Annotated in this window: 13 protein-coding genes; 8 read left to right on the forward strand and 5 right to left on the reverse strand. The window is 72.5% G+C overall.

Features of this window, described 5'->3' with window-relative positions; translation table 11 throughout:
• Nucleotides 1-23: 23 nt before the first annotated feature.
• From AB0O48_RS04480 to AB0O48_RS04495, 4 genes are read right to left on the reverse strand one after another with little or no spacing between them, the layout of a single operon-like run.
• On the reverse strand, nt 24-2,111 hold the full coding sequence (locus tag AB0O48_RS04480) for an alpha-galactosidase (protein ID WP_357240805.1): 2,088 nt from the start codon (nt 2,109-2,111) through the stop codon (nt 24-26).
• Complete coding sequence (locus AB0O48_RS04485; RefSeq protein ID WP_357240802.1) at nt 2,108-2,929, reverse strand: carbohydrate ABC transporter permease; 822 nt, start codon at nt 2,927-2,929, stop codon at nt 2,108-2,110. The genes AB0O48_RS04480 and AB0O48_RS04485 overlap by 4 nt, the downstream gene beginning before the upstream one ends.
• Entirely contained in the window at nt 2,929-3,846 is a 918-nt protein-coding gene (locus AB0O48_RS04490) for a sugar ABC transporter permease (RefSeq protein ID WP_357240798.1), read from the reverse strand. Before AB0O48_RS04490 ends, AB0O48_RS04485 begins: the two co-directional genes overlap by 1 nt.
• 1 nt (nt 3,847) lies before the next feature.
• Nucleotides 3,848-5,143 (reverse strand): extracellular solute-binding protein, encoded by a 1,296-nt coding sequence (locus AB0O48_RS04495; protein WP_357240795.1) that lies wholly within the window; start codon nt 5,141-5,143, stop codon nt 3,848-3,850.
• Nucleotides 5,144-5,320: 177 nt separating this feature from the next.
• Here AB0O48_RS04495 and AB0O48_RS04500 point away from each other — a divergent pair, with 177 nt between their 5' ends.
• From AB0O48_RS04500 to AB0O48_RS04535, 8 genes are all read left to right on the forward strand, one after another.
• On the forward strand, nt 5,321-6,049 hold the full coding sequence (locus AB0O48_RS04500) for an SDR family oxidoreductase (protein WP_357240792.1): 729 nt from the start codon (nt 5,321-5,323) through the stop codon (nt 6,047-6,049).
• A 35-nt stretch (nt 6,050-6,084) separates the two neighbouring features.
• The gene (locus AB0O48_RS04505; RefSeq protein ID WP_357240789.1) at nt 6,085-6,795 is read left to right on the forward strand and encodes an FCD domain-containing protein; all 711 of its coding nucleotides are present in this window, start codon (nt 6,085-6,087) and stop codon (nt 6,793-6,795) included.
• The gene (gene dgoD / locus AB0O48_RS04510; RefSeq protein WP_357240786.1) at nt 6,792-7,937 is read left to right on the forward strand and encodes a galactonate dehydratase; all 1,146 of its coding nucleotides are present in this window, start codon (nt 6,792-6,794) and stop codon (nt 7,935-7,937) included. The genes AB0O48_RS04505 and dgoD overlap by 4 nt, the downstream gene beginning before the upstream one ends.
• Nucleotides 7,931-8,770, forward strand: coding sequence for a hypothetical protein (locus AB0O48_RS04515; protein ID WP_357240783.1), 840 nt, complete (start codon nt 7,931-7,933; stop codon nt 8,768-8,770). The genes dgoD and AB0O48_RS04515 overlap by 7 nt, the downstream gene beginning before the upstream one ends.
• A 10-nt stretch (nt 8,771-8,780) precedes the next feature.
• Nucleotides 8,781-9,401 carry a bifunctional 4-hydroxy-2-oxoglutarate aldolase/2-dehydro-3-deoxy-phosphogluconate aldolase gene (locus tag AB0O48_RS04520; RefSeq protein ID WP_357240780.1) on the forward strand — a complete coding sequence of 207 codons (621 nt, stop codon included), beginning with the start codon at nt 8,781-8,783 and terminating at the stop codon, nt 9,399-9,401.
• Nucleotides 9,398-10,339, forward strand: a complete 942-nt coding sequence (locus AB0O48_RS04525; protein WP_365062923.1) for a sugar kinase — start codon at nt 9,398-9,400, stop codon at nt 10,337-10,339. Before AB0O48_RS04520 ends, AB0O48_RS04525 begins: the two co-directional genes overlap by 4 nt.
• Nucleotides 10,340-10,424: 85 nt before the next feature.
• Nucleotides 10,425-11,306, forward strand: coding sequence for an SMP-30/gluconolactonase/LRE family protein (locus AB0O48_RS04530; RefSeq protein ID WP_365062926.1), 882 nt, complete (start codon nt 10,425-10,427; stop codon nt 11,304-11,306).
• A 96-nt stretch (nt 11,307-11,402) separates the two neighbouring features.
• Nucleotides 11,403-12,506, forward strand: a complete 1,104-nt coding sequence (locus AB0O48_RS04535) for an L-dopachrome tautomerase-related protein (RefSeq protein ID WP_365062928.1) — start codon at nt 11,403-11,405, stop codon at nt 12,504-12,506.
• Nucleotides 12,507-12,527: 21 nt separating this feature from the next.
• On the opposite strand, the gene AB0O48_RS04540 is transcribed toward AB0O48_RS04535, so the two are convergent.
• Nucleotides 12,528-13,283, reverse strand: coding sequence for a dienelactone hydrolase family protein (locus tag AB0O48_RS04540; protein ID WP_365062931.1), 756 nt, complete (start codon nt 13,281-13,283; stop codon nt 12,528-12,530).
• Nucleotides 13,284-13,359 lie beyond the last annotated feature (76 nt).

Consider the following 13,359-nt stretch of genomic DNA (forward strand, 5'->3'; position numbering starts at 1 on the left):
GTGGGGGTGGTGGTGCTCCGGCCTCAGTCGCGGGTCAGCACGATGAGGTCGGCGTCGTGGGTCGCGCTCCACTGCACGGGCAGGCCGACGGCGGTCAGGTGACTGCCGGAGTAGTGCCGGTCGCCGTGCGAGTAACGGGCCTTCGGGTCGAGGCCGCGCAGGGGCAACCGGACCGGGCGGGACGGGAGCAGGCCGGTCCCGTCGAGGCGGCCGGTGTGCCAGGCCAGGACGACGATTCGGCGCTGGTCCGGGGAGGTGTACTGCACCGCGCAGCGGGCCTGGTCGGGGCCGCCGATCAGGTGCACCTCGCCGTACGTGACGACGTCCCGGATCTCCTTGTAGCGGGCGATCCAGCCGGCGGCCTCGGCCCGCTCGGCGGGGGTCCAGGCCCGGATGTCCGCGCCGACGCCGAGCACGCCGGCCATCGCGAGGACGAACCGGAAGGCAAGCGTTCGCGGTCGCGGATCGAACAAGCCGGGCGCGTCGGTGACCCAGGAGCTGAGCAGGTGCGGGGCGTTGGCGTGCAGGAAGCCGTACTGGATGGCCAACCGGTCCATCGGGCCGGTGTTGTCGCTGGGCCAGAAGACGTCGGCGCGGGCGGCCATCGCCAGGTCGGTGCGCCCGCCGCCACCGGCACACGCCTCGATCAGCACGCCGGGGTGGTCCCGGCGCAGTCGCTCGTAGATCCGGTGCAGGTTGGCGACGTGCGCGCCGTCCAGGTCGAGCGGGCCGACCTCACCGGGCCGGCCCGGTTCGGTACGTGGGCGGTTGAAGTCCCACTTCAGGTAGTCGATGTCGTACCGGCGCAGCAGACCGTCCACCGTGGAGTGGACGAACTCGGCGACCTCCGGCCGACCCAGGTCGAGCAGGTACTGGTTGCGCACCGGGGTGAGCGGCCGACCGTCGACGGAGTAGACCCACTCGGGGTGCTCGGCGTAGAGGGTCGACTTCGGGTTGACGCACTCCGGCTCGACCCAGAGCCCGAAGTTCAGCCCGAGCGCCCGGACGTCGGCGATGAACGTGTCGAACCCGGCCGGGAACTTCGCCGGGTCGGGTGTCCAGTCACCCAGCCCGGCGGTGTCGTCGTTCCGACCGACGAACCAGCCGTCGTCCACCACGAACGTCTCCACGCCCAACTCGGCGGCGATCCGGGCGAGCGCCAACTGGCTCTGCGCCTCGACGGCGAAGTAGGTGGCCTCCCAGGAGTTGTAGAGCACCGGGCGCGGGGTGAGCCGGTCGGCGGCCAGCAACCGCTGGTGGGTGTGCCAGACGCGGGCCAGCCCGTCCAGGCCGTCCGGGCTGTACGCGCCGGTGACCACGGGCAGGGTCAGCACCTCGCCGGGGTCCAGGTCCAGCGGGCCGTCGACCAGCTGACGGCCGATTCGTACCCGGGTCAGGCCGCCGGTGTCCCGCTCGGCGCTGATCTCCCACGAGCCGGTCCACGCCAACCCCATCCCCCACGCCGGACCGGCCGGGTCGGCGGTGTCCCGCACGGCCAGCCAGGGCACGTGCAGATGCCCGGGTACGCCCTGGGAGCTGCCGATGCTGAACGCGCCGTGGCCCAGCTCGACGTGGGAGAGCTGGAACTCCTGCGCCCACTGCCCCCACTGGTGGCTGAGCAGTGCGCCGTGCGGCGTGGGTACGCAGAACCCGCCCGATCCGGCCCGGACCACCCGCAGCGCGTCGGTGCCGTCGTTGGTCAGCTCGACCCAGCGCTGCACCACGTCGGTGCCGGCGGGCACCCGGTAGTGCACGGTGGCACGCAGCCCGGTGACCGGGTCGGCGAACTCGACGGCCAGCTCCCGCTGGTCGTCGTCGATCCGCGCCTCGGTGTGCACGAAGCCCACCCGGCGCTGCCCGTCCACGGTCTCGATCACCAGGTCGGCCCCGGTGAACGGGCGGTCGGCGTCGGTGGCGTACTCGATGGGGGCCGCGTCCCCGGCGGTGAGGAACGGCACCGGGCCGTCGTAGGCGACCGGCGACGGCCCGTCGGAGACGCCGTGCGGCCCCCAGGCGACAAGTTCCAGCCAGCGGCCGTGCGCGGGCACGGTGACGGTGTACTCGGTGTGCGTGCCGCGCAGCGTCCAGCGCCACCCGGTAGCGGCGGTCACTTGACCGCTCCGAGCGCCAGGCCGGAGACGAAGTGCCGTTGGAAGCGGAGGAACACCGCGACGGTGGGGACGGCCGCGATGACCGTGCCGGCGGCAATGACGTTCCAGGACGAGACGAACTGCCCCTGGAGGGCCAGCAGCGCCGGGGTGACCGGCATGTGGTCATCGGTACGTAGCACGGTGATCGCCCAGAGCAGGTCGTTGAAGATCCAGGTGAAGGACAACGCGCCGAGGGCGGCCAGCGCGGGGCGGGTCAGCGGCAGCATCACCTTCGTGAAGATCTGCGCCGTGCCGGCGCCGTCGATGGTGGCCGCCTCCTGGATCTCGCCCGGCAGGTCCCGCATGAAGCCGTGCAGGACGAAGGTGTAGAAGCCGAGCCCGAAGCCGACCTGCACCGCGATCAGTGCCCAGAGCGTGTCGTACAGGCCGGTCAGCTCGCTGAACTTGGCCACCGGGATGAGCAGGATCTGCGGTGGCAGCAGGTTGCCGGCGAGCATCAGCAGCAGGATCGTGCGCCGGCCCGGGATCCGGAACCGGCTCAGCGCGAACGCGGCCATCGCCGCGAGGGCGAGACTCAACGCCACCGACGGGACGGTGACCAGCATGCTGTTGATCAACGCGCGTAACTCACCGCCGTCGGTCCAGGCCTGCCGGTAGGTGTCCAGCGTGAACGAGCGGGGCAGGCTGCCCACGCCGTGCGCGGCGATGTCGTCGAACGACCGGGTGGACATCACCACGACCCAGATCACCGGCCCGAGCCACAGCAGCGAGAGCAGGATCATGCCGGTGTGGAAGGCCCCGGTACGGAGCTTGTTCATCAGGCTTCCTCCCGGAACGCGCGGACCAGGTAGCCGAGGATGACGGCCAGCGCGAGCACGAAGATCACGACGGCGATGGCCGAGGCGTAGCCCAGCCGCAGGCTCTGGAACGCGGTCGAGTACATGTAGGTGCTGAGCAGCTCCGACGAGTGGTACGGGCCGCCCTTGGTCAGCGACCAGACGATGTCGAACGAGCGCAGCGAGTCGATCACGATGACCGACAGCACCACGGCGTTGACCCCCTTGAGCTGGGGAATCGTGACGTGTCGCAGCCGCTGCCAGGAGTTGGCACCGTCCATCCGGGCCGCCTCGTGCAGCGCCGGGTCGATGGCCTTCAGGCCGGCCAGGAACAGCACCATGACGTACCCGATCTGCCGCCACAGCGCGGGCAGGATCACCGCGTACAGGGCGGTCTGCGGGTCGGCGAGCCAGGGCCGGATCAGGCTCTCCAGCCCGACGGCCCGCAGGATCGTGTCGGCGATGCCGTCGGGCTGGTAGAACACCCGCCAGACCAGCGCGGTCACCACCAGCGAGAACACGACCGGGGTGAACAGCGCGGCCCGGTAGAAGCCGACGCCGCGTCGCTCCTTCTGCAACACCAGCGCCATGCCGAAGCCGCCGAGCACGGAGAGGCCGCCGAAGAGCACCAGCCAGATCACCGTGTTGATCAGCGCGCCGCGGAAGGTGGCGTCACCGGCCAGCTCGACGTAGTTGTCGGTGCCGACGAAGGCCGGCGACGACATTCCGTCCCAGCGGGTGAGCGAGAACCAGAAGCCTTGGAGCGCCGGCCAGAACACCCAGATGCTCTCGACCGCGAACGGCACCAGGACGAACGCCACCAGCAGCGGCGACAGTCGCGCCGATCGTCGCCGCCGCCGGGTGGGGGTGACCGAGGTCGTGGAGATCGTTGCTGTCACGTCAGCCCTTGAAGACCTTCTCGGCGCCGGCCTGCCACTCCCGCAGGATCGCGTCGATCTGGTCCGGCTTGTCGATGAACTTGGTGAGCGCGGTGTCCGCGGTCGGCTGGAGTGCGTCGCTGGAGTCGCGGTTGAAGAACTGGGTCAGTTCCTTGGCCTCGTCGAGCATCGCCTTGCCCTTGACCACGAGCGGCGAGTCGGACGCCTTGGCCTTCGGGTTGGCCGGCAGGACGATCCCGGAGCTGGCCTTGACGTACGCCTCCTGGGCCTCGACCCCGGAGAGGTAGCTGAGCAGCGCCCTGGTGCCGGTCGGGTTGGCGGTCTTCGCGCTGGCGAAGAAGCCGTCCGTGGGGGCCTCCTCGGCCAGTGGCACCGCCGGGTCGATGATCGGGAACCGGAAGAAGTCCAGGTCACCGAGGGCATCCTTGGGTGCGGCGTCGGCGAAGAACGTGCCGATCAGGAACATGCCGGTCTTGCCCGCCAGAAGCGCGGTGGTCGCCTCCTGGAACGGGTACGCCTTGCCCTTGGGGTCGAAGTAGGGCAGCGCCTCGCGCCAACGGGTGAAGACCGCCTTGACCTTCGGGTCGTCGAAGCGCTGCTTGCCGGCGAGCAGTTCACGGTGGAACGGCGCGCCGTTGATCCGGATGTTGAGGTAGTCGAACCAGGCCGAGGCCACCCACGGGGTGTCGCCGAGACCGATGCCGATCGGCGGGACGCCCTTGCTCTTCAACGTCTCGCACAGCGCCAGGAACTCGGTCCAGGTCTTCGGCTCCTGCACGCCCCACTTGGCGAAGTTGGACTTGCGGTAGAAGAAGCCCCACCAGTAGTTGTTCATCGGCACGAAGACCTGCTTGCCGCTGGCGTCGGTGGAGAGGGTGCGCAGCGACTGGGGGTAGTCGCCGAGCGACTTCCACACGTCGGAGACGTCCAGCAGCAGGTTCTTGCTGGCGTAGTCGTTGGCGACCGAGCCCGCGTACCAGGTGTAGAGGTCCGGCGGGTTCGCCGAGGTCAGGTACGTCGGCAGTTGGGTCCGGAAGGTCTCCGAGGCAATCGTGTTGAGGCTGGCCGTGCCCTTGCCCTGCGCGTTGAACGTCTCGATCAGCTTCTCCATCGCGGCCTTGGCCTGCGGCGAGGAGAGGTTGGACTGGATGGTGACCGCGCCCGAGCCGTTGCTCGTCGTCGGTCCGCTGGCGGAGCTGGCGCACGCGCTGAGGAACGAGCTGGCGCCGAGGGCACCCAGGCCAGCGAGCCCGAGATGGCCAAGGAATCGCCGGCGACCGGGGTCGAAGTCGCTCACGGAGGTGTCCCTTCCTCTACGACACGCAGCGTCACCGCGCAGTGTGTCGTCCATGTGAATGCTGTGTCGAGAAGGTTGCATCGGACGTCGCCGGCTGTCAAGATATCTTCGTAATTAATGATTAGATGAGATCAGGGCGAGGGGCAGGTAGATCAGCTTATGCGCCGACTTGAAGGCATGAACGCGCTGGTCACCGGCGCTATGGGCGGGATCGGCGCCGCCACGGCCCGGCGGCTCGCCGCCGAGGGTGCGGCGGTCGCGCTGCTCGACGTGCACGACCCGACCCCGCTGGCCGACGAACTGACCGCTCGCGGCGGACGAGCACTGTCCGTAGTGGCCGATGTCAGCGACGAGCACGACTGGGCGGCTGCGGTGACGGCCGTACACGCCGGCCTCGGCCCGATCGACATCCTGGTCAGCACCGCGTACGCCGTGCGGGTCGCCCCGGCCCACGAGACCAGTCGGCAGTCCTGGGACCAGCAGCTCGGCGTCAGCCTCACCGGCGCGTTCCTCGGTGTGCGCGCCTGCCTGGACGACCTGCGGACCCGCTCCGGCGCGGTGGTGCTCATCTCCTCGGTGCACGCGCTCGTCGGGCTGCCCGGCCGCCCCGCGTACGCCGCGGCCAAGGGTGGCCTGGTCGCGCTCGGCCGCCAACTCGCCGTGGAGTACGGCCCACAGGTGCGGGTCAACACCGTGCTGCCCGGCCCGATCCTCACCGCGGCCTGGGCCGACGTGTCCGAAGAGGACCGCGAGCGCAGCGTCGCCGAGACGGTGGCGAAACGCTTCGGCACCCCGGACGAGGTGGCCGCGACCGTCGCCTTCCTCGCCTCACCGGACGCCGCCTACGTCACCGGCGCGAGCCTCGTGGTGGACGGTGGCTGGACAGCGGTGAAAGCCTCGGCCTGAGAGATCGATACCGACCAGCGAAAAGGCCAGGAGCATTGGCACAGTACGCACGCCGCGGCGTCCACGGGCAGACCGTCGAAGCGATCGCCCGTCGCATCCTCACCGGTGAGATCCCCGCCGGCGCGACCCTGAACATCGTCGCCCTTCAGGAGGAGTTCGACGTCAGCCTCACGGCCCTGCGCGAGGCGCTGAAGGTCCTCTCGGCCAAGGGCATCGTCGACGCCCGGCAGAAACGCGGCACCTTCGTCCGGCCCCGCGCCGACTGGAACCTGCTCGACGGCGACGTGATCCGCTGGCAGTTCGCCGAGGGCCCCGACGAGCGTCTGCTCGAAAAGCTGCACGAGGTACGCGCGATCATCGAGCCGGCCGCCGCGCGGCTGGCCGCCACCCGGGCGACCGAGGACGACCTGGCCGCCCTCGACCGAGCGCTGGCCGAGATGGCCGAGGCCAACGGTGATCCCGCCGCCGCCGTCGCCGCCGACCTCGCCTTCCACCGCGCGCTGCTCACCGCCACGCACAACGAGCTGCTGGAACGGATGGAGGTGGTGATGGAGACCGGGCTCGCCGAACGCGACCGCCTGGTGCACGGCGGCGCCGCGCACGACGACCCCGTGCCCAGCCACCGTGCCGTCGTCGACGCGCTACGCGAGCGCGACGAGACGGCGGCCGAGACCGCCATGCGTGAGTTGCTGGACAAGGCCGTCCGCGACGTCGAGAAGGCACGGGGACGAAGGGGCAGTCAGTGAAGATCGAGCGCATCGAGACCTTCCTGGTCGCGCCACGGTGGTTGTTCTGCCGGGTGGAGACCGACGACGGGCTGGTCGGGTGGGGTGAACCGGTGGTGGAGGGGCGCGCCGAAGTGGTGCGCAGTGCCGTCGAGGTGCTCGCCGAATACCTGATCGGCGCCGACCCGCTGCGGATCGAGCAGCACTGGCAGGTGCTCACCAAGGGCGGCTTCTACCGGGGCGGCCCGATCCTCTCCAGCGCGGTCGCCGGCCTCGACCAGGCGCTCTGGGACATCGCCGGGCAGGCGTACGGCGCGCCGGTGCACGCGCTCCTCGGCGGCCCGGTGCGGGAGAAGGTGCGGATCTACTCCTGGATCGGCGGGGACGAGCCCGACGAGGTGGCCGACGCCGCCGCCGCGCAGGTCGCCGCCGGTCTCACCGGCGTCAAGATGAACGCGTGCGGGCGGCTCTCCCCCATCCCCACCTCCGCCGAGGTGGACGAGGTCGTCGGCCGCGTCGCCGCCGCCCGCGAGGTGCTCGGCGGAGACCGGGACATCGCGCTGGACTTCCACGGCCGGGCCGGGCTGGCCGCCGTACGCCGGATCCTGCCCGAGCTGGCTCCCCTGCGCCCGTTCTTCGTGGAGGAGCCGGTCCTGCCCGACCAGGCCCACCACCTGCGCGACATCGTCGCCAGCACACCGATCCCGGTGGCCACCGGCGAACGCCTCTACGGCCGCTCCGAGTTCCTCGGCCCGTTGCAGGCCGGAGTCGCCGTGGTCCAGCCCGACCTGTCGCACGCCGGCGGGATCTCCGAGGTCCGCCGGATCGCCGCGCTGGCCGAGACGTACGGCGCGCTGCTCGCCCCGCACTGTCCGCTCGGCCCGATCTCGCTGGCGGCCAGCCTCCAGGTGGCCTTCGCGACGCCGAACTTCCTGATCCAGGAGCAGAGCATCGGGATCCACTACAACGTCGGCTCCGAGTTGTTGGACTACCTGGTCGACCCGGAACCGTTCCGGTTCGTGGACGGGCACATCGCCCGCCTCGACCGGCCCGGCCTGGGCATCACCGTGGACGAGGCGGCGGTCCGCAAGGCCGCGCAGACACCGCACACCTGGCGCAACCCGGTCTGGCAGCACGCCGACGGGTCGTTCGCGGAATGGTGACCGGCGCGACTCCGGTGCCGCTGCGCGTGGCGTACGACGTGGCGCACGGCGGCCGGTGGACCAGCCTGCACGGTGGCGGCCGGGAGTGGCTCTGGCGCGGCCCCGGCCCCGGCCGAGACGAGGTACGCGCCGACGACGCGTTCGTTGACGCCGGCGGGCTGGAGGAGTGCCTGCCCACCGTGCGCGGCGAGCCCGACCACGGCGAGGTCTGGTCGCGGCCCTGGCGCCGGGCCGGCCCCGACACGCTGGTGATCCAGCGGCGGACGTTCACCCTGAGCCGCCGGATCACCGACGAAGGCGGCGTGGTGGTGGCCGACTACCGGCTGGCCGCCGACCCCGGTCACCGGTTCGTCTGGGCCGCGCACGCCCTGCTCGACCTGTCCCCCGCGGCCCGCCTCGACGCGCCCGCCGGCACACCGACCCGGCTGTACCCGGAGGCCGCCGCGCTCCTGCCGCCGGGCACCTGGCCCGCCGACTCACCGTGGCTCACCGGGGAGTGGCCGTCCCCCGCCGGGCTGACGCTCGACACCCTCGGCCCGGACGACGGGACCGCGCTCGGCGCGGTACTGCTCGACTGCCCACGGGTCCAGGTGATCGACGGCGACGACCGGCTGACGCTGGAACTGGAGTGCGCGGGCCAGCCCCGCAGCACCGCCCTCTGGCGCAACCTGGGCGGCTGGCCGACCGACGGCCCCTACCGCAGCGTCGGTGTCGAACCGATGCTCGGCGCGGCCTTCGACCTGGCCGAAGCCGGCCCCGCCGACGCCGTGGTCGTTCCGCCCGCCGGTGAGGTCACCTGGCGACTCACCATCTCCGCCCACCGCATCCACTGAGGACACCGCGATGAACCTGCTCGACGAGCTGCGTACCCACCGGCTGCTGGCCATCGTGCGCGGCCCGGACCCGGCTGCCGCGCTGGCCGCCGTACTCACCCTGGCCGAGAGCGGCGTCGCCCTGGTCGAGGTCTCCCTGACAAGTGCCGACGCGCTGGGCATCATCCGTCGCGCCCGGACCGCCCTCGGGGCGGACTACGCCCTGGGCGCGGGCACCGTGCTCAGCGCCGAGGACGCCCGCGCCGCGGCCGACGCGGGCGCCGGTTTCCTGGTCACCCCGGCGCTCGCGCCGAGCCTCGCCGAGGGCGGCCGGCTCGGGCTGCCGGTGCTCGCCGGAGCGCTCACCCCCACCGAGGTGGTGCAGGCCGGCAGTGCCGGGGCCACCGCCGTCAAGCTCTTCCCGGCCTCCCTCGGCGGACCCGACTACCTCGGCGCGCTGCGGGATCCGTTCCCCGGCACCGCGTTCGTACCGGTCGGCGGGGTCGACGCGGACGGCGCGCGACGGTACCTCGACCGGGGCGCGGTGGCGGTGGGTGTCGGCTCCCCGTTGCTGGGTGACGCCGTCCGGGGCGGCGACCTGTCGGCGCTGCGCGAGCGCGCGGACACCTTCCGCACGGCGGTCCAGCGGTGACCGACCTGCTCACGCTCGGCGAGACGATGGCGGCCTTCCGCAGCAGCGGCCCGCTGCGGCTGGGCGGCACCGCCGGGATCTCCGTCGCCGGGGCCGAGTCGACGGTGGCCATCGGGCTGGCCCGGCTCGGCCACCGGGCCGCCTGGGTCGGGGTCACCGGCGCCGACGAGCCCGGCGAGCTGGTCCGCCGTACGCTGCGCGCCGAGGGTGTCGACCTGACCTGGTCCCGGATCGACCCAACCGCGCCCACCGGGCTGATCCTCGTCGAGAACCGGGTCGCCGACATCAACCGGGTCACCTACCACCGCGCGGGTTCCGCGGGCTCCCGGCTGCGCCCGGCCGACGTGACACGTGCCTTCGACGCGCCGGGGTCGCCGCCCCGGCTGCTGCACGTCACCGGCATCACCTGCGCGCTGGGCGTCGAGCCGTACCAGGCGGTGGTGGCGGCCGTGCGGCGCGCCCGTGCCGCCGGCACCACCGTCTGCCTGGACGTCAACCACCGGCAACGGCTCTGGTCGGTCGCCGACGCCGCCGACGCGCTGCGCCCGCTGCTGCCCTCGATCGATCTGGTGGTCGCCTCCGACGACGAGTTGGCCGTGCTGACCGACGCGTCCGACCCGGTCGCGGCGCTGCTGTCGGCCGGCGTGACCGAGGTCGTGGTCAAGCACGGCGCCGACGGGGCGACCAGCCACCGCGCCACCGGCCGGGTGCACCGTCCAGCCCGGGCGGTGCCGGTGGTGGACACCGTCGGCGCGGGCGACGCGTTCGTGGCCGGGCTGCTCTCCGGGTGGCTCGACGGTGCCGACGCGTCGACCCGGCTGGACCGGGCGGTCACCACCGGCGCGTTCGCGGTCGCCACCCGGGGTGACTGGGAGGGCCTGCCCGACCGAGCCGAGCTGTCGCTGCTCGACCACGGGCCGGGCGGTACGGTCCGCTGACGGGTGCGGCGGCCGGCGCAGGCTGGTGCACCGACGACCGAAGCGGACCGGCCGCCGCCGACCGGAGATCTCTTGGAGGAGCACCATGGAGCTGACCGAGCCGACCGTCTGGAGCACCGACCGGCTGGAGCTGGGCGAGGGGCTGCGCTGGGTCGACGACCGGCTGGTCCTCGTCGACCTGCTGGCCGGGCGGCTGTTGGAGACCGACGGCGACGCCCCGGCCCCACTGCGGGAGGTGCGCCGCCTCGACGTTCCGCTCGGCGCGGTCGCCCCGGTAGCCGACCGTCCCGGCGACTGGCTGGCCGCCGCCGGGACCGGCGTCACCGTGCTGCCCGCCGGCGGCGACCCCCGACCGGTCGCCGACCTGGTCGGCGACGCGCCCGAGCCGACCCGGATGAACGACGCGGTCGCCGACCCGCACGGCCGATTCTGGGCCGGCAGCATGACGTACGCCGCGGTCCCCGGCGAAGGCACGCTGTACCGGCTGGCCCCGGGCCAAGCACCGGTGCCCGCGGTGACCGGGCTGACCATTCCGAACGGGCCGGCGTTCGACGCCACCGGCACCACCATGTACCTGGCCGACACACCGCGCGGCGAGATCGACAGGTTCACCGTCGACCCGGGCACCGGTGACCTGCACGGGCGGGAGCCGTTCCTGCGGCTCTCCCCCAACGACGGCGGCCCGGACGGGATGACCGTCGACGCGGCGGGCCACCTCTGGGTCGCGTTCTGGGGTGGCTCGGCGGTCCGCCGCTACCGGCCCGACGGCACCCTGGACCGGGAGATCCGGCTGCCGGCGAAGCAGCCCGCCGGCATCTGCCTGGGCGGCCCCGACCTGCGCCGACTCTTCATCGGCACCGCCCGGGTCGGGTTGAGCGCCGCGGGTCCGCAGGACGGCGCGCTGCTCGCGGTGGACGTCGAGGTCCCCGGCCTGCCCGCCGCGTACGCCGCCGCGCCGGTGAGCTGACCGAGGAATATCGGACGGCAGGGCGGGAACAACCGCACCGGAGCGCGCTACCGACCGAGCAGGAGGCGAGACGATGGGCATCGTGAGGTGGGCGTCATGAACGGGCCGGTGGGCGACGAGCCGGTGGGCGAGCTGGAGTTGGTGCACACCTTCACCGGCCCGATGCCGACCGGGGTGAGCGTCTCGCACCAGGGCCGGATCTTCGTCAACTTCCCGAAATGGGGCGACGAGGTGCCGGCCACCGTCGTGGAGCTGCGCGACGGCCGGGAGGTGCCCTACCCCGACCAGGCGTGGAACGACCCGTCGGGCGACGACGACGCGGGCGCGTTCGTGTCGGTGCAGAGCATCGTGGTGGACCCGGCCGACCGGCTCTGGGTGCTGGACACCGGGAGCCCGATGTTCCAGCCCACGAAGCCGGGCGGCCCGAAGCTGGTCCGGATCGACCTGGACACCGACACGGCCGCCCAGGTGATCACCTTTCCGGCGGACGTGGCGCTGCCGACGACGTACCTCAACGACGTCCGGTTCGACCTGCGGCGCGGTGAGGCGGGGGTCGCGTACATCACCGACTCGGCGGACTCCGGGCCGAACGGGATCATCGTCGTCGACCTGGCCAGTGGCGCTTCCTGGCGGCGGCTGCACGACCACCCGTCCACGAAGGCGGAGCCGCTGGCGACGTTCCGGCCGGTGGTCGAGGGCCGACCGTTCCTCGAACGGCCGGCGGACGGCCCGCCGAAACCGGTGAGCATGGGCTCCGACGGCATCGCCATCTCGGCCGACGGCAGTCGGCTCTACTACTGCCCGCTGGCTTCGCGCCGACTGCACAGCGTCTCCACCGAGGCGCTGGCCGACCCGGGCGTCACCCAGGAGGCGGTCGCCGCGACAGTCGTCGACGAGGGGGACCGGGGCACCGCCTCGGACGGGTTGGAGAGCGACGACGCGGGGCGGCTCTACCTCACCGCGTACGAGCACAACGCGGTGTTGCGCCGGCTGCCGGACGGCGAGTACGAGACCCTGGTCCACGACCCTCGGCTGCTCTGGCCGGACACCATGTCGGTGGCCACCGACGGGTACCTCTACGTCACCGCCAACCAGCTGCACCGGCAGGCGCAGTACCAGCGGGGCAAGGACCTGCGGCGCAAGCCGTACGCGCTGTTCCGCACCCGCATCGACGCCGGCCCGGTGCTGCTGCGCCGCTGACCGGACCGGCGCGCTCGTCAGTCAGCTCGCGGGCAGGGCGCGGTCCAGCAGGTCGAAGAGGGCGGCCCAGTGGCGCTCGGTGGCCTGCTCGTCGTACATCGGGGTGTCGGCCATGGTGAAGCCGTGGTGCGCGCCCTCGTAGACCTCGGAGCGGTAGCGCACGCCGGCCGCGTCGAGTGCCTTCTCCAGCGCGGCGATCTGGTCGGGCGTCATCGACCGGTCGGCGTCGGCGTGCCCGAAGTACACCTCGCCGGTGATCGCGCCGACGGCCAGGTGGGGGCTGTCCGGCGCGTCGGTGACGAGGTACCCGCCGTGGAAGCTGGCGATCGCGGTGATGCGGTCCGGGTGCGCCTCGATGGCCCGCAGCGCGTTCGTGCCGCCCAGGCAGTAGCCGGTGATGGCGACCGGACCCGGCCGGACGTCGTCGCGGGCGGCCAGGAAGTCGAGGTACGCGGTGGTGTCCCGGTCGAACACCTCCGGGGTCAACGCGCCGACCAGCGGCATGATCTGCTCGAAGAGCGCGCCGCGCTGATCCGGCTCACCGAGTCGGGACAGGTCGAACAGGGGTGCCCGGCCGGCCCGGTAGAACAGGTGGGGCGTCACCACCAGGTAACCGCGTGCGGCGATCCGTTCCGCCATCTCGACCAGTCGCGGGCGCGGCCCGAAGGCGTCCATGAAGAGCAGCACCGCCGGGAAGGGGCCGTTGCCGTCCGGCCGGGTCAGGGACGCGTCCGCCACTCCGTCGCTGGTCGGGATGTCCACCGTCGTCGTCTGCACCGCGCCTCCTCGTCCGAAAGTCCTTGATCGTCAAGGACGTTACTCGCCGGACAGCCGGCCCGTGCGACAGCCGGGG

The organism is Micromonospora sp. NPDC085948 (genome assembly GCF_040686315.1).
Classification (GTDB): domain Bacteria; phylum Actinomycetota; class Actinomycetes; order Mycobacteriales; family Micromonosporaceae; genus Micromonospora.